Consider the following 24,769-nt stretch of genomic DNA (forward strand, 5'->3'; position numbering starts at 1 on the left):
CGGGCGCGCGTGAGCTAGACAGGAATACCTGCCATGGAAGTTTCCCGTATCCGAGCACTGCGCGGCCCCAATCTGTGGAGCAAGAACACCGCGATCGAGGCCATTGTTTCCTGCGCCGACGCCGAATGCTCCATCGACAACCTGCCTGACTTCGAAGCGCGCCTGCGCGCGCGGCTGCCCCAGACCGGGCTGCTGCGTCCGGAAGGCCATCAGGGCGCGGTCTCCATCGCGCACGTGCTGCAGATCGTGGCCCTGACGATGCAGGCGCACGCCGGCTGCCCCGTCACGTTCGGCCGCACCGCCTCCACCATCGAGCCCGGCGTGTTCCAGGTGGTGGTCGAGTACAGCGAAGAAGAAGTCGGCATGCTGGCGATGGAACTGGCGCAAGTGCTGGTGCGCGCCGCGCTGGACGACACGCCCTTCGATCTCGCCGATGCCTTGAAGCGCCTGCGCGAGCTCGACGAAGACGTGCGCCTGGGGCCCAGCACCGGCTCCATCGTCAACGCCGCCACCGCCCGCAACATCCCCTACCGCCGCCTGACCCAGGGCAGCATGGTGCAGTTCGGCTGGGGCAGCAAGCAGCGCCGCATCCAGGCCGCCGAAACCGACCTGACCAGCGCCATCTCCGAATCCATCGCCCAGGACAAGGACCTGACCAAGATGCTGCTGGACTCGGCCGGCGTGCCGGTGCCCATGGGCCGCTCGGTGACCACCGCGGAAGAAGCCTGGGCCGCGGCCGAAGAGCTGGGCGGCCCGGTCGTGGTCAAGCCGCGCGACGGCAGCCAGGGCCGCGGCGTCGCCGTCAACATCGAAACGCGCGAACGCGTGATCCAGGCCTTTGAAGTGGCCGAGGAAATCAGCTCCGAAGTCATCGTCGAACGCTACATTCCCGGCCACGACTTCCGCCTGCTGGTGGTGGGCGGCGCGCTGGTCGCGGCCTCGCGCCGCGATCCGCCGCAAGTCACCGGCGACGGGGTGCAGACCATCCGCCAACTGGTGGACCAGGTCAACGCGGACCCGCTGCGCGGCGATGGCCATGCGACCTCGCTGACCAAGATCCGCTTCGACGACATCGCCCTGGCGACCCTCAAGAAGCAGGGTTTCGACGCCGACTCCGTGCCGCCGTCCGGCACCCTGATCTTCCTGCGCAACAACGCCAACCTCAGCACCGGCGGCTCAGCCACCGACGTCACCGACGAGGTGCACCCCGAGATGGCCGCGCGCGCGGTGTCGGCGGCCCGCATGATCGGGCTGGACATCTGCGGCGTGGACGTGGTGGCCGAAAGCGTGCTCTATCCGCTGGAAGACCAGCACGGCGGCGTGGTGGAAGTGAACGCCGCGCCCGGCCTGCGCATGCACCTGAATCCCTCGTTCGGCAAGGGCCGCGCCGTGGGCGACGCCATCATCGCCAATATGTACGCGGACGGCGACGACGGCCGCATCCCCGTGGTGGCCGTCGCCGGCACCAACGGCAAGACCACCACCGTGCGCCTGACCGCCCATATCCTGGGCGTGGCCGGCAACCGCGTCGGCATGACCAACTCCGACGGCGTCTACGTCGACAACCTGCGCATCGACACGGGCGACTGCAGCGGCCCGCGCAGCGCCCGCAGCGTCCTGATGCACCCCGACGTGGACGCGGCCGTGTTCGAAACCGCGCGCGGCGGCATCCTGCGCGAGGGCCTGGCCTTCGACCGCTGCAACGTGGCCATCGTCACCAACATCGGCATGGGCGACCACCTGGGCCTGGGCTACATCAGCACGGTCGAAGACCTGGCCGTGGTCAAGCGCGTGATCGTGCAGCACGTGTATCCGAGCGGCACCGCGGTGCTGAACGCGGCCGACCCCATCGTGGCCGAAATGGCCGCGAGCTGCCCGGGCTCGATCACCTACTTCGCCGAGGACCGCAACCATCCCGTGCTGGCCACGCACCGCGCCCAAGGCTTGCGCTGCGTGTACCGCGACGGCGACTCCATCGTCACCGCGCAAGGCGCCGAAGAGACCCGCTACCCGCTGGCCTCGATTCCGCTCACGCGCAACGGCGCCATCACCTTCCAGGTGGAAAACGCCATGGCGTCGATCGCCGCCGCCTGGGCCCTGGGCCTGGACACGGACGTCATCCGCCGCGGCCTGGCCACTTTTGTCAACGATGCCCAGACCGCGCCCGGACGCTTCAACGTGTTCGACTACCGCGGCGCCACGGTGATCGCCGACTACGGCCACAATCCCGACGCCATCCTGGCCCTGGTGCGCGCGGTGGACGCCATGCCCGCCAAGCGGCGCTCCGTTGTCATCAGCGGCGCGGGCGACCGGCGCGACGAAGACATCCGGATGCAGACCGAGATCCTCGGCGACGCCTTCGACGACGTGCTGCTCTACCAGGACCAGTGCCAACGCGGCCGCGCCGATGGCGAAGTGCTGGCGCTGCTGCAGCAGGGCCTGGTCAACGCCACGCGCAGCAAGCATGTCGAAGAGATCCACGGCGAATTTCTCGCCATCGACACGGCGCTGACGCGCCTGGGCGCCGGCGACCTTTGCCTGATCCTGGTCGACCAGGTCGAAGAGGCGCTGGATCACATCGCGCGCCGCATCGCGCAAGCCTGAGCCGTACGCGGCTCCCGAAGTGAAGACGGGGCGCCCTTGGGCGCCCCGTTTGCGTTTGCGTCAGCGCGCGCCGATCAGCTGCTGGACGACGCCACGGGCGCGGCAGCCTGATAGCGGTCCGTCACGTGCGTGCATCCCATCGCCGTCATCGCGGCCAGCGTCAGCAAGATAGCGCTGCAAAGTCGTTGCGTCATGCGGGTTCCTCTTCCTTTTTCTGCGGCCGAACGTGGTTGCCGGTTCCGCCATGACTATACCGTCGCGCCCGCCCGCAAGCCAGCCGCGCCCGCCCCGGCGGCAGCCGCAGATCCGGTTACCAGCCCCACTCAAAAGAGGACAAGACATTGCCGGAATGTAACTGCCACATCTAGTGCGCCTGCAACCTCGCCTCGCCGGAAATCAGGGCTTTTTGCAGACTGACGGCCGTTACATTTGCCCACAGCCTGGTTTGACGGCCATGCCGCATGGCTCGTACGGTGAATGCATGGCCTGCACGACATCTTCTATATCGACAGGCTCTAGCTGATCAGTGTCCCACTCAACCGCGACAGCCCGGTTTACAGGCCGCAAACCGGATGGCGCAAGCAACAGGAGAGGTCACCATGAACAACGACATCATCGCTGGCAAATGGAAGCAACTGGCAGGCAAGGCCAAGGTCGCCTGGGGCGAGCTCACCGACGACGAGCTGACCCGCAGCGAAGGCAACGCCGAACGTCTGGCGGGCCTGATCCAGGAGCGCTACGGCAAGACCCGCGAACAGGCGGAAAAGGAAGTCCGCGACTTCTTCGACCGCAATCCTTGATCCGATCAACCACCAGGAGAAGCTGACATGTTGCACTACGCCGTCGTTTTCTTCGTCATTGCCATCATCGCCGCTGTCCTGGGTTTCGGCGGCATCGCCGCCGGCGCTGCCGGTATCGCCAAGATCCTGTTCTTCGTCTTTCTGGTACTGGCGCTGCTGTCCATCCTCGGCGGCGCATTCCGCAAGAAATAGAACTCGCACCCAAGACACCACGCAATCCTCGCGCCCCGACGCGCTGAACCACTAACAAGGAGCATGACTATGGAATTCCGCAAGCTGATCGCCGCCGCCGCACTGGGCACGGGCGCCGTCTTCACTTCCATGGCTTTTGCCGCCGACGACGGCAAGCCGAAACAATCCGTGGGTGAATACGCGTCCGACGCCACCGTGACCACCAAGGTCAAGGCCGCCATCGTGGCCGACAAACAGCTGAGCGCGCTGGACATCGCCGTGGAGACCAATGCGGGCGTCACCAAGCTGACAGGCACCGTCGGCACCGCAGCCGAAGCCGATCATGCCGCCACCGTGGCGCGCGGCGTCGAAGGCGTGAAACAGGTGATGAACAACATCAAGGTCGACCCGGCCAAGAACAAGAAGTAAGCCCGACCGGGCTGCTCAAGCCCTTTCCTGAAAGACCAAGCGGCGCCCGTGTCGGACACGGGCGCCGCTTGGTTTTGGGCCGCCTTCCAGACGGTAGCCCCAACACTCAGATATCGACCACGCCCCTGCCTATCTCCAACGCGCGCCCGCCCACCTGGATCCGGCCATCGGCCAGGACGTCCAGCAGCAGACGGCAGGGCCGGCCCATCTGGTCGCCCTGCTCCACCAGGATGCTGGCGGGCAAGGAACGCTTCTGGTGCCGCAGCCACCCGCCCAGATTGGCGCAGGCGGACCCCGTGCCGGCGTCCTCGTTCACGCCGCCACCCGCCTTGACGTAAAAGTAGCGCGCCACCACGACCTGCCGGCCATCCTGCTGGCGGCTGTCGTCGAAAGCGAACGCGTACATGACCTTGCGGCCCAGGCTGTTGGCCTGCCAGCGGTCCAGCCGGGACGCGTCGGGGGCAACGCGGCGCACGGCTTGCACGCTGGCCAGCGGCACCAGCAACTGGTCGGCGCCGGTGTCCAGCCATATCGGATCGCCCAGCAGATCGTTCGCATCCAGGCCCAGCAGGCTGGCGATCTCGGCACGTTCCAGCGCGGGCGCGGCGGTGCGCACGCCGTCCGGACACGGCGCGGTAAAGGTCCAGGCATCGCCGCGCGCCGTCACCGGCACCACGCCGGCGGCGAACTCCAGCGCCAACGCGTCGCCCGTCTGCCGCAGGTCCCGCACGACTTGTGACGTGCCGATAGTGGGATGGCCCGCGAACTTCATCTCGAAACCCGGCGTGTAGATGCGCACCCGCGCCGCCGCCTTGGTCGAAGGCAGAATGAAGGTCGTTTCGGAGAGATTGAATTGCGCCGCCAGGTTCAGCATGGTGGCGTCGTCCATGCCGCGCGCGTCTTCGAACACGCAAAGCTGGTTGCCACTGAAGGTGGAGGAAGCGAAGACGTTGAGCAGTCGGAATGCGTAGGAGGCCATGGCGGTAGCGATAGTTGAAAACGTTGCGCCGGCCTGGGCCGGCGCGCGCCTCACTTTATCGCAAGCCTCGGACCCGGGCTACCAGACCGCGAAAAACAATACCCAGGCCAGGCAGAACGGCGCCAGGCCGGCCGCCAGCACCAGCCAGGCCAGCCCCTTGCGCCAGCCGCTCGCCACGCGCGGCTTGAGCAGGCGCGCATACAGGCGCAGCGTCCACAGCACCGCCAGGCTCAGCAGCGTGAAGCGCACGGGCGCGGCCCAGGCGGCCTGCATCCCTTCGTGCTTGAGCAGATTGACCGTGGTGGCCGACAGGCCCAGGAAGACGCCAATGCCGGCCGAAGGAATCAGGGCCTGCGCCAGCTTGTGCAGGCCGGGACGCCCCCAACGCGTGGCCGGCTCACCGGGCAGGGGCGCGGCGGGCGCCAGGCGGTCGGCGATCCACAGCGACAGGAAGCTCGCTCCGCCGACGCAAATCGTGGCGCCGACGACGAACATCAGGATGCCCGCGCCGTCCAGCCACGAGAAGCTGTCGTTCACTTCCGGGTAGTGCGTCAGGATGAACCAGGGCGCGTTGTCCAGCAGCGGCCACATGATGTCGTGCTCGACCAGCCAGGTCGCGGCCCACTGCTTGGCGGTCACATACCAGGGGCTGGCGCTCCAGAGAAAGGCGCCGATCGCGATGCCCATCAGGCCGAAGCACAGCAGCGCCGTCTGCCACGGGTCGCCGTGGGTGACATGCACGATTTCTTCTTCGGGCGAGCGCGGCGTCAGTTCGATCGCGCCGCGATAGCCGCTGCAGCGTCCGCAGACATGGCAATCGCCCGCGCCCTTCATGTGGCGCAGCGGCACCAGCGGCGCACAGTTGATGGGTTCGATGCGGATGACCGGATGGCGCCACTTTTCTTCGTCAACCTTGAAGTGCCAGGGCGCCAGCTTGGCCAGCAGATTGAAGACGCCGTTGACCGGGCACAGGTACTTGCACCACACGCGCTTGCTACGGCCGTAACGCCAGCCGACGATCATGGCCGCCACCGTGGACCCGCCCAGCACCGCCAGCACCGCCAGCGGATACTGGTACACGCTGACCAACTGGCCATAGACCGTGGTCAGCGCGAACGCGACGAACGGCCAGCCGCCCCAGCGCATCCATTTCGGAATGGCGCGCCCTTGGCCGCGTTCGCTGGCCCATTCCGTCAGCATGCCTTCAGGACAGAGCCAGCCGCACCAGGCCCGGCCCAGGATGGGCATGGAGATGAGCACGAACGGCCACCACACGCCCCAGAACGCGAACTGCGCAACGATGGTCAAGTTGTTGAACACCGAGGCCGCGTTGTCGGGCAAGGGCAGGATCGCGGGCACGATCAAAAGGAACGCGTACATCGCAACAATGCCCCACTGCAGCTTGCGCAACAGCGGGGCATGGTCACGGAGGAAGTCGGCGATACGGGAGGTTGCCCTCCCGAGTGCAGCTGCCATGGTCAAACCTTCAAATATTCAGTCCGGCGATAGTCGGGGTTCAGGAAGCGCTGCGGACCGCGGTGGCAGCCTTGGCAGGCTTGCCTCCCACCCAGCGCAGCAGCGCCCAGACGATGATCCAGTAAGCCACCCACAACAGCACCGAGGTCAGCGCAGGCAGGGCGCGGTAGCCGGCGAAGTCGGCCAGGATCTTGCCCACGCCGGTGCTGTCGCTCAAGAGCCAGGAGCTGTCCCAGACCGGATCCACGATGGTCGGCAGCACGTCCAGCGAAATCAGATGGTCCAGGCCGCCCACCAGCAACGAGCCGGCCAACAGCAGCAACAGGATTTCGGTCACGCGGAAAAAGCGGCGCCAAGTGATGAGCTTGCCACCCAATTGCAGCAGCCAGAATGTCAGCAGCGCCACCACGAAACCGGCCACGCCGGCCAGCGCCAGCATCAGCATGTCGCTGCCGCCCTCGCCCGCCGACACCGTGCCGTACAGGAATACGACGGTTTCGCTGCCTTCGCGCGCCACGGCGATCGCCACCAGCACGAACAGGCCCCACCAGTTGTCGCTGGCGACGGAAGCCCGCGCACCGCCTTCGAGTTCGCCCTTGAGCGTGCGGCCGTGCTTCTTCATCCAGACGACCATCTGCACCACCAAGGCGCAAGCGGCCAGCGACATGATGGCCTGGAACCATTCCTGGCCTTCGTCGCTGAGCCAGTTGGACACGCCCAGCAGCACCAGCGCCAGCGCCACGGCCAGCGCCAGGCCTGCCGCGACGCCGCCCCACAGGTAGTTCAGGCCGCGCTTGCCCTCGGGCGTGGAGCGCAGCCAGGTGTAGAGAATGCCCACCACCAGCATGGCTTCGACGCTTTCACGCCAGACGATAAAGAGGACCTGTTCCATATATTGCTACCGCTTAGTCCTTGGGCTTGACGACCAAGGTGCCTTTCACGCTCTGGTGAAAGTCATCAAAAAATGGATACTCGCCGGGACGGGAAATCGTGATCACGACAAAGGACTTCACGCCCGGTCCCAGGACTTTTTCCTTGCGCAGCGGAATGCTTTCGAATTCCACCGGCTCGTTGCTCTCGTTGATGAGCTCGATCTTGAAACGGCCCGCCGGCACTTCCAGCGTGGCGGGCTCGAACGTGCCGTCCGGCTTGAACCTCAGCGTGAACGTGGGCAGTTCGTCAGCCTGCGCGGGCGCCCCGCCGGCCAGGCCGGCCAGGCCGATCAGCAACGCGGCGGCAAGGCGTAGCAGGCTGCGCACGATCAGTAACCGCCCTTCTTGCCGGTGCCGGCGTAGACGAATTCATATTCGAGGTCGAAGGGTTCGAACCACGGACCCACGCCGGTTTCCTTGTCGATGTGGCGGCCGAAGTGGCTCATCTTGTCCGCGGTGGGCGACAGCACCGTGTACTTCAGTTTGTACTTGCCCGGGCCTTCCAGCTTGACGTTCTCGCCGTAGTGCGGACCGTCGTTGGCGACCATGGGCATGAAGGTGCCCTTCTGCACGTTCTGGCTGCCGACCTTCTGGATTTCGTACTTCACGACCAGATAAGGCACCCACTCGCCTTCGGGGAAGCCCGTCTTGTTGCCGGCGGTGGCGTGGATGTCGGCCTCGAGGTGCACATCCGAATCCTTGGCCGGGCGCATCATGCCCGGGGGGTCCATTTCGATCGGCTGCAGGTACACCGCGCCGATTTCCATGCCGCCCTTTTCCACCGGTTTGCCGATGGGGTATTCGGCCGCGTTCGCGGCGGAAACGCTCAGGGCGACAATGGCCAGGGCCAAGGCTTTCTTGATCATGTGCATAATCCTTGAGACACGAATGAGACGACGGTTCGTAAAATACAAACAAGAACCGTTTTCATTAATGTAACTAAATCAACTGACAGAACCCTGAACCTGACGCCAGGAAAATCTGCGGATCATTGCGTTTGATCAAGCGGTGAAAGCGGTTTGGCCCGCCCCTTCAGAGCCCGAGAAACTTGAACGGCGCCGAGGGCTGGAAAGCGCGCGTGGCGTCTCCCGCAAACGTGTGGCGCTGGTCCGGACCAAGATCCAGCTTCAGCACCTTGCCGCTTTCCGGACTGAAATCCAGGGCCTTGAGATCCACCCAGAATGTGTTGGGCGTCAGGGCCGATTCGAAGAAGTACAGCTTGCGCTGGTGGTCGAAAACGGTGCGCCAGCGCGTGGACGAGATATTGGGCTGCCCGGGCGTGCTGATGCCATAGGGCACCGACACGTTGCGGATGACGCTGAAGACGCTGGCCAGCGCCTTGTTGGGATCGGGGTCCTTGGGAATGGCGTTGATGTAGAACGAGGCCCGCACGAATCGATCGGCCGCGCGATTGGTGCCTGGCAGCATGGTGGTGCCGCCGATCTGCTGCCAATAGGCATCGAGCGCGAGCTGCTGCTCGAACTGAGGCGAGTTGGTCATCACCTGATAGTCGCGGCTGTGGTGGATCACCTGGCGTCCGCCGATGTATTCGATGATGGCGCTGTCGCCGCTGGCGTCCGAAATGGACAGATGCAGCGTAGTCAGCCGGTCCTCGCCCGGCACATTGTCGGAGACGATGGTGTAGGGCTCCTGCTCCAGCGCCGCCACGGCTTCCTTCACGGTGGCGTAGTTGTCCAGCACGTACTGGGCCCACGCGGCAATGGTCAGGCCGGGCTTGCTCTTGGCATCGAATGGCGGGTACTGCGATTCGGCCAGCCACAGCAGATTGGCGCTCAGGCCCGCTTCGTTCACGCCATCGGTGGTGGAGACGTCATAGCCGGACGTGACGACGCTGCCGTAGCGCGAGGTCCAGCGCAGGGAATTCGGACCAGCCTCGCCGCTGCGCGCCATGCCGCGCGGCAGCACCCACAGGTTGCTGGTGATGTCGTTCTTCCAGTCCATGGAACGCGCCGTGACCACCTGATCGTTGGCGCCATGAAAGACCACGCGGGTGCAAGCCCAAGCGGCAGACGGCGCGGACAGGGCGGTCAGTCCGGCCAATGCCGCGCAGGCCAAGCGGGAAACAGCCTGGTTCAGTCTCATGCTTGCACTCCTGGGAATCTGTTCTTCTGAATGCCGCGCAAACGAGGGCCGGTGCGCGATGATGAAAAAACACCCCAAGAACCGGATTGCTATCCGGCTTTTGGGGTGCTGATCGATGAGGCCGCGCCTGGCGCAGCCCCGCCGCTACTTGCGTCCAGGACCTTGCGGTCCGCCCGGCTGGAACGGGAAGGTCGAGAACATGGCGCGGGTCTGATCCTGCATCTGATCCTGCATCTGCACGAACAGATTCTTGCTCTGGTCAATGTAGTTGTTCATCATGTTCTGCAGCATGGGCGTCTGCACGTTCATGAACTGGGTCCAGGCCTCGGGGCCGAATTGGCTGCCGTACAGGCCCTTGGACTGTTCCGCCATGCGCTGCTGGATTTCCATGAAGGCCTGGATGTTCTTTTCCAGGTAGGAACCCATGATGCCCTGCATGGCATGGCCGTAGAAACGGATGATCTGCGACAGCATGTTCGACGAGAACATGGGCATGCCGCCGCTTTCCTCTTCGAGGATGATCTGCAGCAGGATGCTACGCGTCAGGTCTTCGCTGCTCTTGGCGTCGACGACCTGGAATTCCTCGTTTGCCAGAACCAGTTGTTTGACATCTGCCAGGGTGATGTAGGTGCTGGTCCGGGTGTCGTACAGACGACGGTTGGGGTACTTTTTAATCAGGCGCAGGCTGGCGCCGGTTTGTGCTTGCGTCATGGTCATCCCCGGATCGGGCGATCTCTAAGGCTTCGGATAGGGTTAGTGTAATCCGGAGGGCCCTCTCCCTGAGGCCCTCCGGTACCGACGGGCCGCCCGCGGGCGGCCCGCGATGCGTCAGCCCATGTGCAGGCCGCCGTTGAGCGAGAAGTCAGCGCCCGTCGAAAAACCGGACTCGTCCGAGGCCAGCCACGCCGTCATGGACGCGATTTCCTCCGGCGTGCCGAGACGGCGAACCGGGATGGTGGCAACGATCTTTTCCAGTACGTCGGGACGGATGGCGCGGACCATGTCAGTGCCGATGTAGCCGGGCGAAATCGTGTTGACCGTGACGCCCTTGCTGGCCACTTCCTGAGCCAGCGCCATGGTGAAGCCATGGATGCCGGCCTTGGCCGTGGAATAGTTGGTCTGGCCGAATTGTCCCTTCTGCCCGTTGACCGAGCTGATGTTGACGATGCGGCCCCACTGGCGCTCGACCATGCCTTCGATGACCTGCTTGGTCACATTGAACAGACTGTTCAGGTTGGTGTCGATAACCGCGCGCCAATCGTCGGCGCTCATCTTGCGGAACAAGCCGTCGCGGGTGATGCCCGCATTGTTGACCAGCACGTCGACCGGGCCCAGTTCCTTCGTGACCCGTTCGAAAGCCTCTACCGTGGAGTCCCAATCGGACACGTTGCCCACGGACGCGTAGAACGTATAGCCCTGCGCTGCCTGCTCATCCAGCCATTGCTGGTAGTTGCGGCTAGGGCCGCAACCTGCCACCACGCGAAAGCCATCCTTGGCCAAGCGCTGGCAAATAGAGGTGCCGATACCGCCCATCCCGCCTGTAACGTAAGCCAGTTTTCCGCTCATTGGACTTCCTCCTGTGTGCGACGGACGCCTCGTTGATTAACCTTCTTCTTGTCTGGGCCTCACCGCTGATCGCGGTTTCAGGCTGCCCGGACTTTCACATACCTGCCAGGCGCCGGCTCTATCGGCCGGTACTTGGCATTGCCCAATTTTTCACGCGCCTTGACCTGCTTGCCCGAATGTCCCGACAGCCAGCCGGCCCAATCGGGCCACCAGCTGCCCGGCGTCTCGACGGCCTGGGCGAACCATGTGTTCGGGTCGCCAGGCAGATGATGGCCCGACTGTTCGAGTTTGTCAGCCGCCCAATAGCTGCGGCGTTTCTTGGCCGGAGGATTCACCACGCCCGCGATGTGGCCGGATGCTCCCAACACGAAACGCTGCGGTCCGCGCAGCACCTGGGTGGACGCATACGCCGAGACCCAGGGCACGATATGGTCCTCGCGTGACCCGAAGATGTACGCCGGCATTTCCAGGCGCGTCAGGTCCAGCGGCAGGCCCGCGGCCTGGGCACGGCCCGGCACCTTGAGGTTGTTCTCGAGGTAGGTATTGCGGAAGTACCAGGAGAAGAACGGTCCGGGCAGATTGGTGCTGTCGCCATTCCAGAATAGCAGGTCGAACGCGGGCGGCTTCTGGCCTTTCAGATAGTTGCCGACCACATAATTCCAGACCAGTTCGTTGGGCCGCAGGAACGAGAACGTGGTGGCGAGGTCGCGCCCGGGCATCAGCCCGCCCTGGCCCAATTGGTGGTCGCGCAGCAGCGCGTGGGCCTCGTCGACGAAGACGTTCAGGATGCCGGTATCGTGGAAATCGAGCAGCGAGGTCAGCAGCGTCAACGAAGCCACGGGATGCTCGCCGCGCGCCTCGGCCAGGGCCAGCGCGGAGGCCAGCATCGTGCCGCCGACGCAGAAGCCCAGCGCATTGACTTGCGGCTGCTTGGTGATGTCGCTGGCCACGCGCAGCGCCTGCAGCACCGCGTCGTCCAGATAATCGGACCAAGTCGCGCGGTCCACGCCGTCGGTATCGCTGGACACCGGATTGCGCCAGGAAATCAGGAACACCGTATAACCCTGGTCCACCGCGTGCCGCACGAAGGAATTCTCGGGCTGCAGGTCCAGGATGTAGAACTTGTTGATGTTCGGCGGCACGATGACCAGCGGCCGCTCGTGCACGGTGGCGGTCGACGGCGCGTACTGGATGAGCTGGAACAGCCGGTTCTCGAACACCACTTCGCCAGGCGTGACGGCAACGTTGCGGCCGATCTCGAATTGCGATTCGTCCGTCTGCGTGATGCGGCCTTTCTTGACGTCGCCCAGTAGATTGGCCAGCCCTTCGTTGAGCGCGCGTCCGGCGCTTTCGACGATGGATTGCTGGGCATCCGGGTTCAGCGCCAGGAAGTTCGACGGCGACAGCGCGTCGACCCATTGCATGATGGAAAAGCGCAGGCGGTCGCGCATGGGCTCGCTGACCTGGGCCGCATCGACCATGCGCGACATGGCGCGGGCCGACAGCAGATAGGTATGCGCCAGCAACAGATGCGAATGATGGGAGGCCCAGGCATCGCCCGAAAAGCGGCGGTCTGACAGCGGCGCAAGCGCGCCACGGCGGGCGTCATCGCAAAGGCGCTGCCACTCGCGGGAAAATTCGGCCTGAATGTCGGCCAGGACTTCCGGTGCCACGCTCACCGGAATGGGCCCTGCGGAGAGATTGGCATTCACTTCGACACCTTGTTATCGAAACTACGCGATTGATGTTGCATTCCGGGTCCGGGACTGTCAATGCGGGTATACAAGGAGGCCTGACAGGGTATGCCGCAAGGCCTGCCGCAGGCCTTGCGTCAGATCAAACCGGGCCGAGCCAGGCCAGCAAAGCCATGCGTCCGGTTTCGCCGTCGCGGCGGTACGAGAAGAACCGATCGGCCCCGGCCACCGTGCATATCCCGCTCAAGGACACCTCTTGTACCCCGGCGCGGCGCAGGCGGAAATCAGCCAATCCGGCGAGATCGGCCAGCCATTTTCCGGAAAGTCCGGGCCTCGGGTTGAAGTAGCGCAGGGTTGCCGGATCGTCCTTGGAGAAGGCGTCCAACACGTCCTGGCCCACCTCGAACGCCTGCGGGCCTATGCCCGGCCCGACCCATGCGCGCCAGCCGGAAGCCTGCGGCGCCTTGGCGCGCATGGCGGCCAGCGTGTGTTCCAGCACGCCGCCCGAGAGGCCGCGCCAGCCGGCATGCGCCGCGCCCAGCACCGTGCCTTGCGCATCGGCGATGACCACCGGCAGGCAGTCGGCCACCATCACGGCCAGCACTCGGCCAGGCCGCGCCGTGACGCTGGCATCGACCGCCGGCTCGTCCGGCAGGTCCGCCTGATCGGCGTCCACCACTTCGCTACCGTGGACCTGGCGCAGCCACAGGGGTTCGGCCGGCAGCGCGGCGCGCACGCGGCGCCGGTTTTCAACGACCGTGTCCGGATCATCCCCGGCGCGGCGGCCCAGATTCAAGGTGTCGTGCGGCGCGACGCCGACGCCCCCTGCCCGGGTCGTGCAGAAATAATTCACGCCCGCCCATTCCGGGCCTGTCACCACCGGCAGGCCGGCCGCTACGCGTTCCATGCAATCGCTTCCTGGACCAAGCTCATGTCGGGAGGCACGGCCGCGGCGAACTCGACTTCGCCGCGGCCGCCCGGATCTTCGAAATGCAGCGCGCGCGCATGCAGCATCTGCCGCTGCGCGCCCGCAATGTTCTTGCCGCCGTAGATCGTATCGGCCACCAGCGGATGCCCCAGGCTGGCCATGTGCACACGGATCTGATGCGTGCGGCCCGTTTCCAGGCGGCACACCACTTCGGTGACGCGGCCTCCGGGATCCGCCTCGCCGCGGCGGGCGGGCAGGTAATGGGTAATGGCAGGCTTGGGCGCAACCGGGCGCTCCACGCTCATGCGCACCGGCACGCGCGAATCGCGGCCGATGGGACGGTCGACCTTGCCGGCCGCGGCCAGCCAGCCATGGGCCAGCGCCACGTACTCGCGGCCCATGCTGCGCGCCTGCAATTGGCGCACCAGATGCGTCTGCGCGGTTTCGTTGCGCGCCACGACCATCAGGCCGGAGGTGTCCTTGTCCAGGCGGTGCACGATGCCGGCGCGCGCCACCTGCGCCAGCTCGGGATAGCGGTACAGCAGGCCGTTGAGCAGCGTGCCGCTCCAGTTGCCGGCGCCGGGATGCGTCACCAGGCCCGCGGGCTTGTTCACCACGATCCAGTCGGGGCTTTCGGCCACGACCGCGAATTCCACGGGTTCGGGCGCAAAAGCCAGGGCTTCGGGTGCGGGCTGGGGCCAGACGGTGAGCTCATCGTCGGGGCCGACCGTCTGGCGGACCTTGCCGGGCTTGCCGTTGACGTGGACGTTGCCGGCCTCGATCCAACCCTGCAGCCGGCCGCGGGAATGTTCGGGCAACAACCCGGCCAGCACCTTGTCCAGCCGGTCGGCGCGCGTGCCGGAAGGCACTGTTACAAATTGCGGCTCCCCCCGGGGATTTTCTTCGGAAATACCCAGGAGTTCGTCGTCGGAAATGAGATCCGCGCCGGAGGCTATATCAGACATGGAGACAAATCATATAATCAGCCTTGCATGCTAACACCAAGGATACGATTCTCGTGATTCACCACTCCGCAGCTCCCTCGAATCCCGCCTCCCGAAGCGGGCCGGTCTTGCGCGTGGTTATCGCGCTGTTTGCCGCCATGGTCATTGCCGGTTGCGGCTCGACCAACAGCAAGTATGACAAGACCACCAACTGGAGCGCCGAACAGCTCTACGCGGACGCCAAGGCGGAAATGTCTTCCGGCGGCTGGAAGGAAGCGCGCGAACGCCTGACCGCGATCGAAAGCCGCTACCCCTTCGGCGTCTACGCACAGCAGGCACTGCTCGAGCTTGCCTACGTCAACTGGAAGGACGGCGAAAACGAGCAGGCCCTGGCTGCCATCGACCGCTTCCAGCAGCTCTACCCCAACCATCCTGGCACCGATTACGCCCTCTACCTGAAGGGCCTGATCAACTTCACCCCGGCCAGCGCCTTCATGAGCAGCATCACCGGCCAGGATCCCGCCGAGCGCGATCCCAAGGGCCTGCGCGCGTCCTACGACGCGTTCAACGAGCTGATCAAGCGCTACCCCGACAGCAAGTACGCGGTGGATGCCGAGAAGCGCGTCGCCTGGCTGGTCAACACCATCGCCATGAACGAAGTGCACGTCGCCCGCTACTACTACGAGCGCGGCGCCTACGTGGCCGCGGCCAACCGCGCGCAGACCGTCATCACCGACTTCGAAGGCGCCCCCGCCACGGAGGAAGCGCTCTATCTGATGGTCGAGTCCTACGACAAGCTCGGCCTGACCGAACTGAAGAACGACTCGCAGCGCGTGTACGACAAGAACTTCCCCAACAGCGACTTCAAGACCAAGGGCCTGAAGGCCGACAAGAGCTGGTGGAACCCGTTCAACTGACGTAACGGTCGCTGCATCGAAGAAAGCCCCTGCCGCGCAGGGGCTTTTTTTATGCCGGCGCGCCGCGCCGCAGGGCTTGCGGCGGCTGCCCGTAAATGCGGATGAAGGCGCGGCGCATGCGCTCCGTATCGCCAAAACCCACCCGGCGCGCGATCGCATCCAGGCCGGCCTCGCCCTCCTCGACCAGTTCGCGGGCAGCCTCGGCGCGCACGCGCTCCACGGCCTTGGCCGGGGTCTGGCCGGTTTCCAGCTTGAACTGGCGGCAGAATTGGCGCGGACTCAGGCAGGCCACGCCGGCCAGGCGTTCGATGTCCAGGACTTCGTCCAGGTGCTGGCCCACATGGGCCAGCACCTCGCGCATGCGCCCGCTGGCCGGCGCCAGATCCTGCAGCGCCGAGAACTGCGACTGCCCGCCCGTGCGCCGGTGATAAACCACCATCTCGCGGGCGGTGGCGCGGGCAACCGCCTCGCCGTGGTCGGCTTGCACCATGGCCAGCGCCAGGTCTATGCCCGCCGTGATGCCCGCCGAGGTCCAGACCGCGCGGTCTTCGACATAGATGCGGTCCGCCTCCACCGCCAGGGCCGGATGGCGTTGCTGCAATTCGGCGGCATGGCGCCAGTGGGTGGTCACCCGGCGCCCCTGCAGGATGCCAGCCTGCGCCAGCACGAAAGCCCCAGTGCAGACGCTGGCCACGCGCCGGCCGCGCGCATGCGCGGCGCGCAGATAAGCCAGCATGGCGGGGGCCGCCCGAGGTTCGCGCGCGCCCTGCCCGCCAGGCACCAGCACGGTATCGGCGCGCAGCCCACGCCAGGGCCGCGTCTGCACGGGCACGCCGGCCGAGCAGCGGACCAGGCCGCCCTCGGCCGACACCACCGCCACCTCGTAGGCGCCCGGCACCAGTTCGGCGGCGATCTGGAAGACTGACAGCGGCCCGGCCATGTCGAGCAGCTGGAAGTTGGGCACGGGCAGGATGCAGACGCGATGGGTCATGGCATGAAAAGAGGGAAAATAGTCATTCTTGCCAAATTGTCCGACGCTAGAGTGGGGGCTGTCAATCCTCCGGACTCCCTCAGCCATGACCTCCTCCTCGCGCGGCCTGCGCAATTCCCGCATTCTCGCCATCTGCCAGGGCCTGTACATCGCGGCGATCTCCATCGACCTGACCCTGACGGCGCTGACCGGCCAGATGCTGGCCCCGCATCCGGCGCTGGCAACGCTGCCCTTCGCGCTGATCACGGTGGCGGGCGCCGCCGTCACCTGGTATGCATCGCTGCTCATGCAGCGCATCGGCCGCCGTGCGGGCTTCATGCTGGGATCGCTGGCGGGCGCGGCCGGCGGCCTGATTTCGGTGGGCGCGGTCTTCGCCAGCGACTTCTGGTTCTTCTGCCTGGGCACGGCGCTGGTCGGCGTGTTCCAGGCCTTCGCGCAGTACTACCGGCTGGCCGCCGCCGACGCGGTGCCCGCCGAAGCCAAGAGCCGCGCCATTTCCGTGGTCCTGACGGGCGGCGTCATCGCCGCCATCGCGGGGCCGGCGCTGGCGGCCTGGGCCAAGGACATTTTCCCCGCCGCGATCTTTTCCGGCGCCTATCTGATGGTGGCCCTGCTGGGAGCGGCCAGCGCCTTGCTGCTCATCGCCTATCGCGACCAGGAAGGCGATGGCGGCCAGCCCGCCGACACGCAGGCCGCGGGCCTGCCGGCACGTCCTTTGGGCGAGGTCATGCGGCAGCCGATTTTCGTGGCGGCGCTGGCCAACAACGTCGTGGGTTCGGTGTCGATGATGTTCGTCATGACGGCCGCGCCGCTGGCCGCGGTGGCCTGCCAGCACAGCATCGCCGACGGCGCCAGCATCATGCAGTGGCACCTGATCGGCATGTATGCGCCGGCCTTCTTCGCCGGCGCGCTGATCAACCGGCTGGGGTTGCCCCGCGTGCTCGGCATGGGCATGGCGCTGAACGCCGCCTGCTCGGTGATCGCGATGCAATCGACTTCGCTCGCGGCCTTCCACGCGGCGCTGTTCTGCCTGGGCGTGGGCTGGAACTTCATGTTCGTCGGCGGCACCACGCTGCTGGCCCAGTCCTACCGCCCCGCCGAACGGGCGCGGGTGCAAGGCGCCGCCGAAATGCTGCGCTATGCCACCACCGCCTTGGCCACGCTGGCCGCCGGACCGGCGTTGGCGCGGATGGGCTGGGAAACCCTGAATGCCGCCATGCTGCCCATCGTAGGCCTGGCCGCGGTGATGACGGGATGGTGGGCGCTATCGCGTCGAACGGAGCAGGTGGCCGCCTGACATGGCCGGCAGAGCCGCCCGCCGACGCGGGCGGCTGCTAGTCCTGCGCTTCCTGCTTGCGCCGGTAGAACGCCAGCACTTCTTCCAGTTCGCGGGTCCGCGCGAACGGCGGCAATCCGCGCCACAGGCGCTTGCCGTAAGGCTTTTCGACCAGCCGCGCGTCGCCCACCATGAGCACGCCCCAATCCGATTCCGTGCGGATCAGACGGCCGGCGCCCTGCTTGAGCGAAATCGCCGCTTCGGGCAATTGGTACTCCGAAAAGGGATTGCCGCCCTGCGCACGGCAGGCGCGCAGCCGCGCCTCGATGACCGGATCGTCGGGCGGCGCGAACGGCAGCTTGTCGATCGCCACCAGCGTCAGCACATCGCCGGGCAGGTCGATGCCTTCCCAGAAACTGGCGCTGCCCACCAGCACGGGATGCTCCAGCTTGCAGAAGCGGTCCAGCAGGTCGCGCCGCGTGCCCTCGCCCTGCTTGAGCAAGGGCCATTCATGGCCGGCATCATCAAAGGCGTCGGCCAGCAGGCTTGCAACCTTGTCCACGGCGCGCAGCGTCGTGCACAGCACCAGCGTGCCGCCTGGGCTGGCTTCCAGCAAGGGCAGCAACGTCTGCACGAAACGATCGAGGAACTGCGGCGATTGCGGTTCGGGCATGCCGCGCGGCACGAACAGCAGGGCTTGTTCGGGGTAGTCGAAGGGCGATTCCCATTTGCCCGTGCGCGCCTTTTCCAACCCCAGCTGGCTGGTGAAGTGGGTGAACTCGCCGTTCACGGACAAGGTGGCCGAGGTCATGATCCAGGCTTGGCCCGGCTTGCGGTACTTGGAAAAAGCCTGGGCCACCGACAGCGGGGCCGAATGCAGGCGCACGTGATGCTGCCCGTGCTCGACCCAGCGTACCGCCGGGCCGGTCCATTGTGCCGCCGCGGCTGCGCCCTCCAGGATGGCGACAGGCGTGGACATCCCGTCGCCCAGCGCCGATTGCAGCGCAGGCTCGGGCGCCTGGTCGTCGCGGCCCCAGCCTTCCTCGGAATAGTCCGCGCCCGCCCGACCCGGCGTGGCCCAGCGCTTCAGGCGCACCGAGATCTCGGCGCCGCTGCGCGCGGCGGCCATCAGGTCCGGGTGCTTTTCGGCCACCGCGCCCAGCGCCTTCGCCGCGCCGTCCACGGCCTCGCGCAGCGCCATCAGCGCCTCGTCGAATTCCTCGGGATTGGGGATGGCCTCGAAGGTCGCCTTGCGGCCCGGCATCCGGTCCAGCGGCGCACAGACCAGGCGCAGCTCGCGCGCCGCCGTTTCCACGTGGCGGCTGACGTCGCTCCATTTGGCGGCTTCGCGCGCATAGGCCAGGCCGGCTGCTTCCAGCGCACGGCCGAAATCCAGCAGCTGGTGCGTGGACACGCTGCTGCCCAGAAAGCGGGTGGCGGTGTCCGGCAACTGGTGCGCTTCGTCGAAGATCACGGTGTCCGCTTCGGGCAGCAGATCGGTCACGCCTTCTTCGCGCAACACCAGGTCGGCCATGAAGAGGGCGTGGTTGACGACCACCACGTCGGCCTCCTGGGCCTGGCGGCGCGCCTTCACCACGAAGCAGTCGCGGATGCGCGGACATTCCTGGCCCAGGCAGTTCTCGCGCGTGGAGGTCACGCGCTGCCAGATGTCGGCGTCTTCAGGCACCTGCGCCAGGTCGCTGCGGTCGCCGGTCTTGGTGATGCCGGCGAAAACCTGGATCTGGCGCAGCTGCTGGATCTCGGTGCGCGACTTCAAGGCGCGCTCGTCGCCCTGCAGACGGTCCAGGTGGTAATGGCAGACGTAGTTGCCGCGGCCCTTGAGCAGCGCGGCGGTCACTGGCGCGGCCAGCGCGGCGCGTACGCGCGGCAGGTCGCGGGCGAAAAGCTGGTCCTGCAGCGTGCGCGTGCCGGTGGAAATCAGCACCTTGCCGCCCTGGATGAAGGCGGGTACAAGATAGGCCCAGGTCTTGCCGATGCCGGTGCCCGCCTCGGCCACCAAGGTGGAGCGGTCCTGGATGGCCTGCCCTATGGCCTGCGAGAGTTCGATCTGCGAAGGTCGCGGCTTGTAGCCAGGCAAGGCCGTGGCCAAAGGGCCGTCGGCGTCGAAGAATTCGGAGATATCCAGGTCCAGCATAGCGAGTCAACGGTGAACCGGTGCCAGTTGCGGTTCGGGCGCCAGACACTTGTGTGGGAAAGGACCAAATGATACCTGCTGCCGGGCCGCGGATTGGCCGCCATGCCGCCGCAAGGGGGACATATCCGCCCACCCTGGCACGTTTTGTAACAGCGGCTTATGGCACAATCCGCCCCTTGTTTTTCCTTTTTGTCGTCGTATCGAGATGTCTGAAACTTCCGCTATCACGTACGTCGCCGCCGGCGTCGACAACGCCCGCATCGTCGCGCAGCTCGCCACCGAGCTGGGCGCGCGCGCCTCCCAGATCGCCTCGGCGGTGGAACTGCTGGACGATGGCGCCACCGTGCCCTTCATCGCCCGCTATCGCAAGGAAGCCACCGGCGGCCTGGACGATACCGTGCTGCGCAACCTCGAAGTGCGCCTGGGCTATCTGCGCGAACTCGAAGAGCGCCGCGGCGCCATTCTTGAATCCATCTCGCAGCAGGGCAAGCTCACGTCCGGGCTGCAGCAGGAAATCGCCACGGCGGACACCAAGCAGCGCCTGGAAGACTTGTACGCGCCGTACAAGCCCAAGCGCCGCACCCGCGCCCAGATCGCCCGCGAAGCGGGCCTGGAGCCGCTGGCCGATGGCATCCTGGCCGATCCCGCCTGCGACCCCGCGGCGCTGGCCGCGCAATACCTCAATCCGGAAGCGTCCATCAACGACGCCAAGGCGGCGCTCGACGGCGCGCGCGACATCCTGGCCGAGCGCTACGCGGAAAACGCGGACCTGCTGGCCGACATGCGCGAACACCTGTGGTCCACCGGCCTGATCCATTCCAAGATGGTCGACGGCAAGGAAACCGAGGGCGCCAATTTCCGCGACTGGTTCGACTTCAACGAACCGCTGCGCACCCTGCCCTCGCACCGCATCCTGGCGTTGCTGCGCGGCCGCCAGCAAGGCGTGCTGGAGCTGCGCCTGGGGCTGGAAGCCGAGCTGGAAGCGCAGACGCCGCATCCCTGCGTGGCCCGCATCGCCGGCTTCCTCAAGTTGGGCAATGGCCTATTCGCGCTGGACGCCACGCCGCGCGCGCGCTGGCTGGGCGAAGTCTGCCGCTGGACCTGGCGCGTGAAGCTGCTGACGGCATTCGAAAGCGAGCTGGTCGGCCGCCTGCGCGAAAGCGGCGAAGCCGAAGCCATCCGCGTGTTCGCCGCCAACCTGAAGGACCTGCTGCTGGCCGCGCCCGCCGGCCCCAAGGCTGTGCTGGGCCTGGACCCCGGCATCCGCACCGGCTGCAAGGTCGCCGTGATCGACCAGACCGGCAAGGTCGTGGACACCACCACCGTCTACCCGTTTGAACCGCGCCGCGACCGCGAAGGCACCATCAACACGTTGGCCGCCCTGGTGGCCCGCCACAAGGTCGACCTGATCGCCATCGGCAACGGCACCGCCTCGCGCGAAAGCGAAAAGCTGGTGGGCGACATGATGGAACGCTTCCCGGACCTGAAGGTCACCCGCGTGGTGGTTTCCGAAGCCGGCGCCTCCGTCTATTCCGCGTCCGAAACCGCCGCGCTGGAGTTCCCCGACCTGGACGTCACCCTGCGCGGCGCCGTGTCCATCGCCCGCCGCCTGCAGGATCCGCTGGCCGAACTGGTCAAGATCGATCCCAAGGCCATCGGCGTGGGCCAGTACCAGCACGACGTCAATCAGCGCGAGCTGGCGCGTTCGCTGGACGCCGTGGTCGAGGATTGCGTGAACGCCGTGGGCGTGGATGTGAACACCGCGTCGGCCGCCCTGCTGGCCCGCGTGTCCGGCCTGAATTCGCTGCTGGCCAAGAACATCGTCGCCTGGCGCGACGAGAACGGCGCCTTCCCCACCCGCGAAATCCTGCGCAAGGTGCCGCGCTTTGGCGACAAGGCGTTTGAACAAGCCGCGGGCTTCCTGCGCATTCCCAACGGCGACAACCCGCTGGATGCCTCGTCGGTCCACCCCGAAGCCTATCCGGTGGTCGAGCGCATCGTCGCCAAGATCAAGGCCGAGGTGAAGCAGATCATCGGCCAGCGCGAAGCCCTCAAGGGCGTGTCGCCGTCGGACTTCACCGACGAGCGCTTCGGCCTGCCGACGGTGCGCGACATCTTCGCCGAACTGGAAAAGCCCGGCCGCGATCCGCGTCCGGAGTTCAAGACGGCGCAGTTCAAGGAAGGCGTCGAGACCCTGAACGACCTGTACCCGGGCATGGTGCTGGAAGGCGTCGTGACCAACGTGGCCAACTTCGGCGCGTTCGTGGACATCGGCGTGCACCAGGACGGCCTGGTCCACATCTCGGCCCTGGCCGAGAAATTCGTGAAGGATCCGCGCGACGTCGTGCGCGTGGGCCAGACGGTCAGCGTGAAGGTGCTGGAAGTGGACGCGGCGCGCAAGCGCGTCGCGCTGACCATGCGCATGAACGACACCGCCGCTCCCGCCCGCCGCAGCGGCGACGCGCCCAAGGGCGCCGACCGCAACCGCCGCCCGCAGGGCGACGGCGGCCGCGGCGGTTCCGGGGCCGCCGCCGGCATGAACAGCGCCATGGCGGACGCGTTCGCCAAGCTCAAGCGCTGAGCGACCGTCGCTCCACGAAAAACCGGCGCCTGGTGCGCCGGTTTTTTTTACCTAGGGCTTACCCGTAAAACGATGCCTTACTTGTGTTCGCTCAAGCCGCAACTATCAAAAATGATAGAAAATATCTAATTGTGTCTAAATAATAAGACCCGGCGGCGCCAGGCCGCAAAGCGACACAAGCCCCCCGCGAACAGGCGAGCCATGGCGCGCAGCGCCTGCCGGGGAGCAGCACAAGAACGACAGCGCCCTGCCCCGAACGACCGGAGATCTGCCCAGCCATGCCCCATACCATCACGCTTGCCGCCAATGAAACGGCAACCATCACCGCCGAACAAGCCAACGCCAGCGGCGCCTACAGCGAAATCACCCTGGGCCAGTATTCGCACCTGCTAGTCGACGGCGCCGAAGTGAGCTTCAAGCACATCACGCTGGAGCGGCTGGGCAGCCGTGTCATCGAGTTGAGCAATGGCGCGCAGTTGCACGTCGGCGCGCTGGGATTCGCCAGCATGGGGGCCAGCATCACTTACCGCATCGGCGCGGGTTGCGCGCTGACCTTCGACGCCAGCCAATGGGATCCGGAAGTGGTCGCCAACACCACTTTCGATTTCGCCAGCCAGGGCAGCGGCATGCTGAAGTACTTCCCGTTCATCAATCCGGAATGGCTGGACTGCCCGAACGTGACGGGCTACACGGAAGGCGACATGCTCGAAATCGCCGGCCAGGGCAGCGCCCAGCGCTTCCAGGTACGCGACGGGCGCATCGTGGCCAACGCCCGCGCCGCCTAAGCAGCCGGGCCGGCGTTGCGCCGGCCCCTTGGGCTTATTCCTGCGACAGCGACGACAGCGCGGCGCGCGCGCGCGCCAGCAAGGCGCCGGATTCGTCCTGCGCGCCCGCCGGCGCGGTCGCCACGGCCACGCCGTCGATCAAGGCCGCATAGCCCTGCCCGTCGGCCTGCAGCGCGGCATCGGCCGGTTCCGCCTGCAGACGGCGCATGACGGCGCCAGCTTCCTTCGGATCGGCGAAGCGCTGCGACAGCAGCAGTTCCTCGCCGTCGGCGGCCAGCAGGCGGAAGCGGAAGCCGCCGTCTTCATCGCGGAAGCTGACGAAGCGCGCGCCCTTGCCCTTTTCCTTCTTGGGCTGCGCGGCCTTGGCGCCGGAACCGGCTTCCAGATTGCGCAGGCCCACGGCCTGGCGCAGTTCCAGCATGAACGGCGTAGCCAACTTGCGCGCCTTGGCGGCGCCGGCCTGCAGGATCTCTTCGATGCGGCCGGGGTTGGCCATCAGGTCGACGTACTTCTCGCGCATGGGCGCCAGCAGGTTCTCCAGGTGGTCGTACAGCGCCTGCTTGGCTTCGCCCCAGCCCAGGCCCTCTTCGAGCTGCTTGCGCAGCGCGGCGGCCTGCTCGTGCGTGGCGAAGGCGCGGTAGATGGTGTACAGGTGCGAGTTCTCGGCATCCTTGGGCTCGCCCGGCGCGCGCGAATCAGTGACGATGCGCATCACCGCCGCGCGCAGCGCGCTGGCGCCGCCCTCGAACAGCGGAATGGTGTTGTTGTAGCTCTTGGACATCTTGCGGCCGTCCAGGCCCGGCAAGGTCGCCACGTCCTCTTCGATCACGACTTCCGGCAGCGTGAAGTAGTCGCGGCCGTACAGGTGATTGAAGCGCTGCGCGATGTCGCGCGCCATTTCCAGATGCTGGATCTGGTCGCGGCCCACGGGCACCTTGTTGGCGTTGAACATGACGATGTCCGCGGCCATCAGCACCGGGTACGAGAACAGGCCCATGGTCACGCCATCGTCCGGCTCCAGGCCCTTTTCCGTGTTCTGGTCCACCGACGCCTTGTAGGCATGCGCCCGGTTCATCAGGCCCTTGGCCGTGACGCAGTTCAACAGCCAGGTCAGCTCGGGAATCTCGGGGATGTCCGACTGGCGGTAGAAGGTCACGCGCTCGTGGTCCAGGCCCACCGCCAGCCAGGTGGCGGCGATTTCCAGGCGCGAGCGCGCCACGCGGGCCGGGTCGTCGCACTTGATGAGGGCGTGGTAGTCCGCCATGAAGAAGAATGCGTCCACGCCGGGCTGCGCGCTGGCCTGGACGGCGGGACGGATCGCGCCCGCGTAATTGCCGAGGTGGGGAGTTCCAGAGGTGGTGATGCCGGTAAGGACGCGGGTATTCATGAGGCGAAGAGGCGTTTGCTAGGGGAAACGCCCAGTGTAACGTGCCGGGCG

At 66.3% G+C, this 24,769-nt stretch carries 22 protein-coding genes; 8 read left to right on the plus strand and 14 right to left on the minus strand.

Translation table 11 applies throughout. The features are described 5' to 3' along the window. The first annotated feature begins 33 nt into the window (after window positions 1–33). The 4 genes from cphA to FOC84_RS04225 all read left to right on the plus strand — a co-directional run bounded on the left by cphA (window position 34) and on the right by FOC84_RS04225 (window position 4,004). Complete coding sequence (gene cphA / locus FOC84_RS04210) at window positions 34–2,604, plus strand: cyanophycin synthetase (RefSeq protein ID WP_173143319.1); 2,571 nt, start codon at window positions 34–36, stop codon at window positions 2,602–2,604. A 599-nt stretch (window positions 2,605–3,203) separates the two neighbouring features. Then, complete coding sequence (locus FOC84_RS04215) at window positions 3,204–3,404, plus strand: CsbD family protein (RefSeq protein ID WP_173143320.1); 201 nt, start codon at window positions 3,204–3,206, stop codon at window positions 3,402–3,404. Window positions 3,405–3,431: 27 nt separating this feature from the next. Continuing rightward, on the plus strand, window positions 3,432–3,596 hold the full coding sequence (locus tag FOC84_RS04220; RefSeq protein ID WP_006389411.1) for a DUF1328 domain-containing protein: 165 nt from the start codon (window positions 3,432–3,434) through the stop codon (window positions 3,594–3,596). Window positions 3,597–3,665: 69 nt separating this feature from the next. Continuing rightward, a complete protein-coding gene (locus FOC84_RS04225) occupies window positions 3,666–4,004 on the plus strand; it encodes a BON domain-containing protein (RefSeq protein WP_013392352.1) in 339 nt (112 codons plus the stop codon). A 106-nt stretch (window positions 4,005–4,110) separates the two neighbouring features. On the opposite strand, the gene FOC84_RS04230 is transcribed toward FOC84_RS04225, so the two are convergent. From FOC84_RS04230 to FOC84_RS04280, 11 genes are all read right to left on the minus strand, one after another. After that, window positions 4,111–4,983 (minus strand): PhzF family phenazine biosynthesis protein, encoded by an 873-nt coding sequence (locus tag FOC84_RS04230; RefSeq protein WP_173143321.1) that lies wholly within the window; start codon window positions 4,981–4,983, stop codon window positions 4,111–4,113. Between the two features lie 78 nt (window positions 4,984–5,061). Beyond that, entirely contained in the window at window positions 5,062–6,459 is a 1,398-nt protein-coding gene (locus FOC84_RS04235; RefSeq protein ID WP_173143322.1) for a 4Fe-4S binding protein, read from the minus strand. Window positions 6,460–6,499: 40 nt separating this feature from the next. Further along, window positions 6,500–7,351, minus strand: coding sequence for an FTR1 family iron permease (locus tag FOC84_RS04240; protein WP_173143323.1), 852 nt, complete (start codon window positions 7,349–7,351; stop codon window positions 6,500–6,502). A 13-nt stretch (window positions 7,352–7,364) separates the two neighbouring features. Further along, the gene (locus tag FOC84_RS04245) at window positions 7,365–7,718 is read right to left on the minus strand and encodes a cupredoxin domain-containing protein (protein WP_173143324.1); all 354 of its coding nucleotides are present in this window, start codon (window positions 7,716–7,718) and stop codon (window positions 7,365–7,367) included. 2 nt (window positions 7,719–7,720) lie between these two features. Then, entirely contained in the window at window positions 7,721–8,257 is a 537-nt protein-coding gene (locus tag FOC84_RS04250) for an iron transporter (RefSeq protein WP_173143325.1), read from the minus strand. Between the two features lie 166 nt (window positions 8,258–8,423). After that, entirely contained in the window at window positions 8,424–9,494 is a 1,071-nt protein-coding gene (locus FOC84_RS04255; RefSeq protein WP_173143326.1) for a linear amide C-N hydrolase, read from the minus strand. 144 nt (window positions 9,495–9,638) lie between these two features. Continuing rightward, a complete protein-coding gene (phaR, locus tag FOC84_RS04260; RefSeq protein ID WP_173143327.1) occupies window positions 9,639–10,205 on the minus strand; it encodes a polyhydroxyalkanoate synthesis repressor PhaR in 567 nt (188 codons plus the stop codon). 117 nt (window positions 10,206–10,322) lie between these two features. Further along, window positions 10,323–11,060 carry an acetoacetyl-CoA reductase gene (gene phbB, locus FOC84_RS04265; protein ID WP_173143328.1) on the minus strand — a complete coding sequence of 246 codons (738 nt, stop codon included), beginning with the start codon at window positions 11,058–11,060 and terminating at the stop codon, window positions 10,323–10,325. A 77-nt stretch (window positions 11,061–11,137) separates the two neighbouring features. Next, complete coding sequence (gene phaC, locus FOC84_RS04270; protein WP_173143329.1) at window positions 11,138–12,772, minus strand: class I poly(R)-hydroxyalkanoic acid synthase; 1,635 nt, start codon at window positions 12,770–12,772, stop codon at window positions 11,138–11,140. Window positions 12,773–12,896: 124 nt separating this feature from the next. Further along, window positions 12,897–13,661, minus strand: coding sequence for a peptidoglycan editing factor PgeF (gene pgeF / locus FOC84_RS04275; protein ID WP_173143330.1), 765 nt, complete (start codon window positions 13,659–13,661; stop codon window positions 12,897–12,899). Beyond that, on the minus strand, window positions 13,649–14,647 hold the full coding sequence (locus FOC84_RS04280) for an RluA family pseudouridine synthase (protein WP_173143331.1): 999 nt from the start codon (window positions 14,645–14,647) through the stop codon (window positions 13,649–13,651). Before FOC84_RS04280 ends, pgeF begins: the two co-directional genes overlap by 13 nt. Before the next feature lie 137 nt (window positions 14,648–14,784). On the opposite strand from FOC84_RS04280, the gene FOC84_RS04285 reads away from it, so the two are divergent. Further along, window positions 14,785–15,543, plus strand: a complete 759-nt coding sequence (locus FOC84_RS04285; protein WP_254241995.1) for an outer membrane protein assembly factor BamD — start codon at window positions 14,785–14,787, stop codon at window positions 15,541–15,543. A gap of 49 nt (window positions 15,544–15,592) precedes the next feature. Here the strand turns inward: FOC84_RS04285 and FOC84_RS04290 are convergent, their stop codons facing one another. Beyond that, window positions 15,593–16,534, minus strand: coding sequence for a GlxA family transcriptional regulator (locus tag FOC84_RS04290; RefSeq protein ID WP_173143332.1), 942 nt, complete (start codon window positions 16,532–16,534; stop codon window positions 15,593–15,595). 85 nt (window positions 16,535–16,619) lie between these two features. On the opposite strand from FOC84_RS04290, the gene FOC84_RS04295 reads away from it, so the two are divergent. Next, window positions 16,620–17,831, plus strand: coding sequence for an MFS transporter (locus tag FOC84_RS04295; RefSeq protein WP_173143333.1), 1,212 nt, complete (start codon window positions 16,620–16,622; stop codon window positions 17,829–17,831). A gap of 37 nt (window positions 17,832–17,868) precedes the next feature. On the opposite strand, the gene FOC84_RS04300 is transcribed toward FOC84_RS04295, so the two are convergent. Beyond that, window positions 17,869–19,965, minus strand: a complete 2,097-nt coding sequence (locus tag FOC84_RS04300; protein ID WP_173143334.1) for an ATP-dependent DNA helicase — start codon at window positions 19,963–19,965, stop codon at window positions 17,869–17,871. A gap of 205 nt (window positions 19,966–20,170) precedes the next feature. Between FOC84_RS04300 and tex the strand changes: the two genes are divergently transcribed. Both tex and FOC84_RS04310 read left to right on the plus strand, forming a co-directional pair. Then, window positions 20,171–22,546 carry an RNA-binding transcriptional accessory protein Tex gene (tex, locus tag FOC84_RS04305; protein WP_173143335.1) on the plus strand — a complete coding sequence of 792 codons (2,376 nt, stop codon included), beginning with the start codon at window positions 20,171–20,173 and terminating at the stop codon, window positions 22,544–22,546. 278 nt (window positions 22,547–22,824) lie between these two features. After that, window positions 22,825–23,331, plus strand: a complete 507-nt coding sequence (locus FOC84_RS04310) for a hypothetical protein (RefSeq protein ID WP_173143336.1) — start codon at window positions 22,825–22,827, stop codon at window positions 23,329–23,331. A gap of 34 nt (window positions 23,332–23,365) precedes the next feature. Here the strand turns inward: FOC84_RS04310 and FOC84_RS04315 are convergent, their stop codons facing one another. Continuing rightward, the gene (locus FOC84_RS04315; protein ID WP_173143337.1) at window positions 23,366–24,718 is read right to left on the minus strand and encodes a tryptophan--tRNA ligase; all 1,353 of its coding nucleotides are present in this window, start codon (window positions 24,716–24,718) and stop codon (window positions 23,366–23,368) included. Between the last annotated feature and the right edge of the window lie 51 nt (window positions 24,719–24,769).

It is taken from the genome of Achromobacter pestifer (assembly GCF_013267355.1).
In the GTDB taxonomy this organism is placed as follows: Bacteria; Pseudomonadota; Gammaproteobacteria; order Burkholderiales; family Burkholderiaceae_B; genus Achromobacter; species Achromobacter pestifer_A.

Excerpts from the sequence above, each read along its gene's own strand:
- cphA (WP_173143319.1), top strand. The coding sequence starts at position 34 with ATGGAAGTTTCCCGTATCCGAGCACTGCGCGGCCCCAATCTGTGGAGC.
- FOC84_RS04215 (WP_173143320.1), top strand. The coding sequence starts at position 3,204 with ATGAACAACGACATCATCGCTGGCAAATGGAAGCAACTGGCAGGCAAG.
- FOC84_RS04220 (WP_006389411.1), top strand. The coding sequence starts at position 3,432 with ATGTTGCACTACGCCGTCGTTTTCTTCGTCATTGCCATCATCGCCGCT.
- FOC84_RS04225 (WP_013392352.1), top strand. The coding sequence starts at position 3,666 with ATGGAATTCCGCAAGCTGATCGCCGCCGCCGCACTGGGCACGGGCGCC.
- FOC84_RS04230 (WP_173143321.1), bottom strand. The coding sequence starts at position 4,983 with ATGGCCTCCTACGCATTCCGACTGCTCAACGTCTTCGCTTCCTCCACC.
- FOC84_RS04235 (WP_173143322.1), bottom strand. The coding sequence starts at position 6,459 with ATGGCAGCTGCACTCGGGAGGGCAACCTCCCGTATCGCCGACTTCCTC.
- FOC84_RS04240 (WP_173143323.1), bottom strand. The coding sequence starts at position 7,351 with ATGGAACAGGTCCTCTTTATCGTCTGGCGTGAAAGCGTCGAAGCCATG.
- FOC84_RS04250 (WP_173143325.1), bottom strand. The coding sequence starts at position 8,257 with ATGATCAAGAAAGCCTTGGCCCTGGCCATTGTCGCCCTGAGCGTTTCC.
- FOC84_RS04255 (WP_173143326.1), bottom strand. The coding sequence starts at position 9,494 with ATGAGACTGAACCAGGCTGTTTCCCGCTTGGCCTGCGCGGCATTGGCC.
- phaR (WP_173143327.1), bottom strand. The coding sequence starts at position 10,205 with ATGACGCAAGCACAAACCGGCGCCAGCCTGCGCCTGATTAAAAAGTAC.
- phbB (WP_173143328.1), bottom strand. The coding sequence starts at position 11,060 with ATGAGCGGAAAACTGGCTTACGTTACAGGCGGGATGGGCGGTATCGGC.
- pgeF (WP_173143330.1), bottom strand. The coding sequence starts at position 13,661 with ATGGAACGCGTAGCGGCCGGCCTGCCGGTGGTGACAGGCCCGGAATGG.
- FOC84_RS04280 (WP_173143331.1), bottom strand. The coding sequence starts at position 14,647 with ATGTCTGATATAGCCTCCGGCGCGGATCTCATTTCCGACGACGAACTC.
- FOC84_RS04285 (WP_254241995.1), top strand. The coding sequence starts at position 14,785 with ATGGTCATTGCCGGTTGCGGCTCGACCAACAGCAAGTATGACAAGACC.
- FOC84_RS04290 (WP_173143332.1), bottom strand. The coding sequence starts at position 16,534 with ATGACCCATCGCGTCTGCATCCTGCCCGTGCCCAACTTCCAGCTGCTC.
- FOC84_RS04295 (WP_173143333.1), top strand. The coding sequence starts at position 16,620 with ATGACCTCCTCCTCGCGCGGCCTGCGCAATTCCCGCATTCTCGCCATC.
- FOC84_RS04300 (WP_173143334.1), bottom strand. The coding sequence starts at position 19,965 with ATGCTGGACCTGGATATCTCCGAATTCTTCGACGCCGACGGCCCTTTG.
- tex (WP_173143335.1), top strand. The coding sequence starts at position 20,171 with ATGTCTGAAACTTCCGCTATCACGTACGTCGCCGCCGGCGTCGACAAC.
- FOC84_RS04310 (WP_173143336.1), top strand. The coding sequence starts at position 22,825 with ATGCCCCATACCATCACGCTTGCCGCCAATGAAACGGCAACCATCACC.
- FOC84_RS04315 (WP_173143337.1), bottom strand. The coding sequence starts at position 24,718 with ATGAATACCCGCGTCCTTACCGGCATCACCACCTCTGGAACTCCCCAC.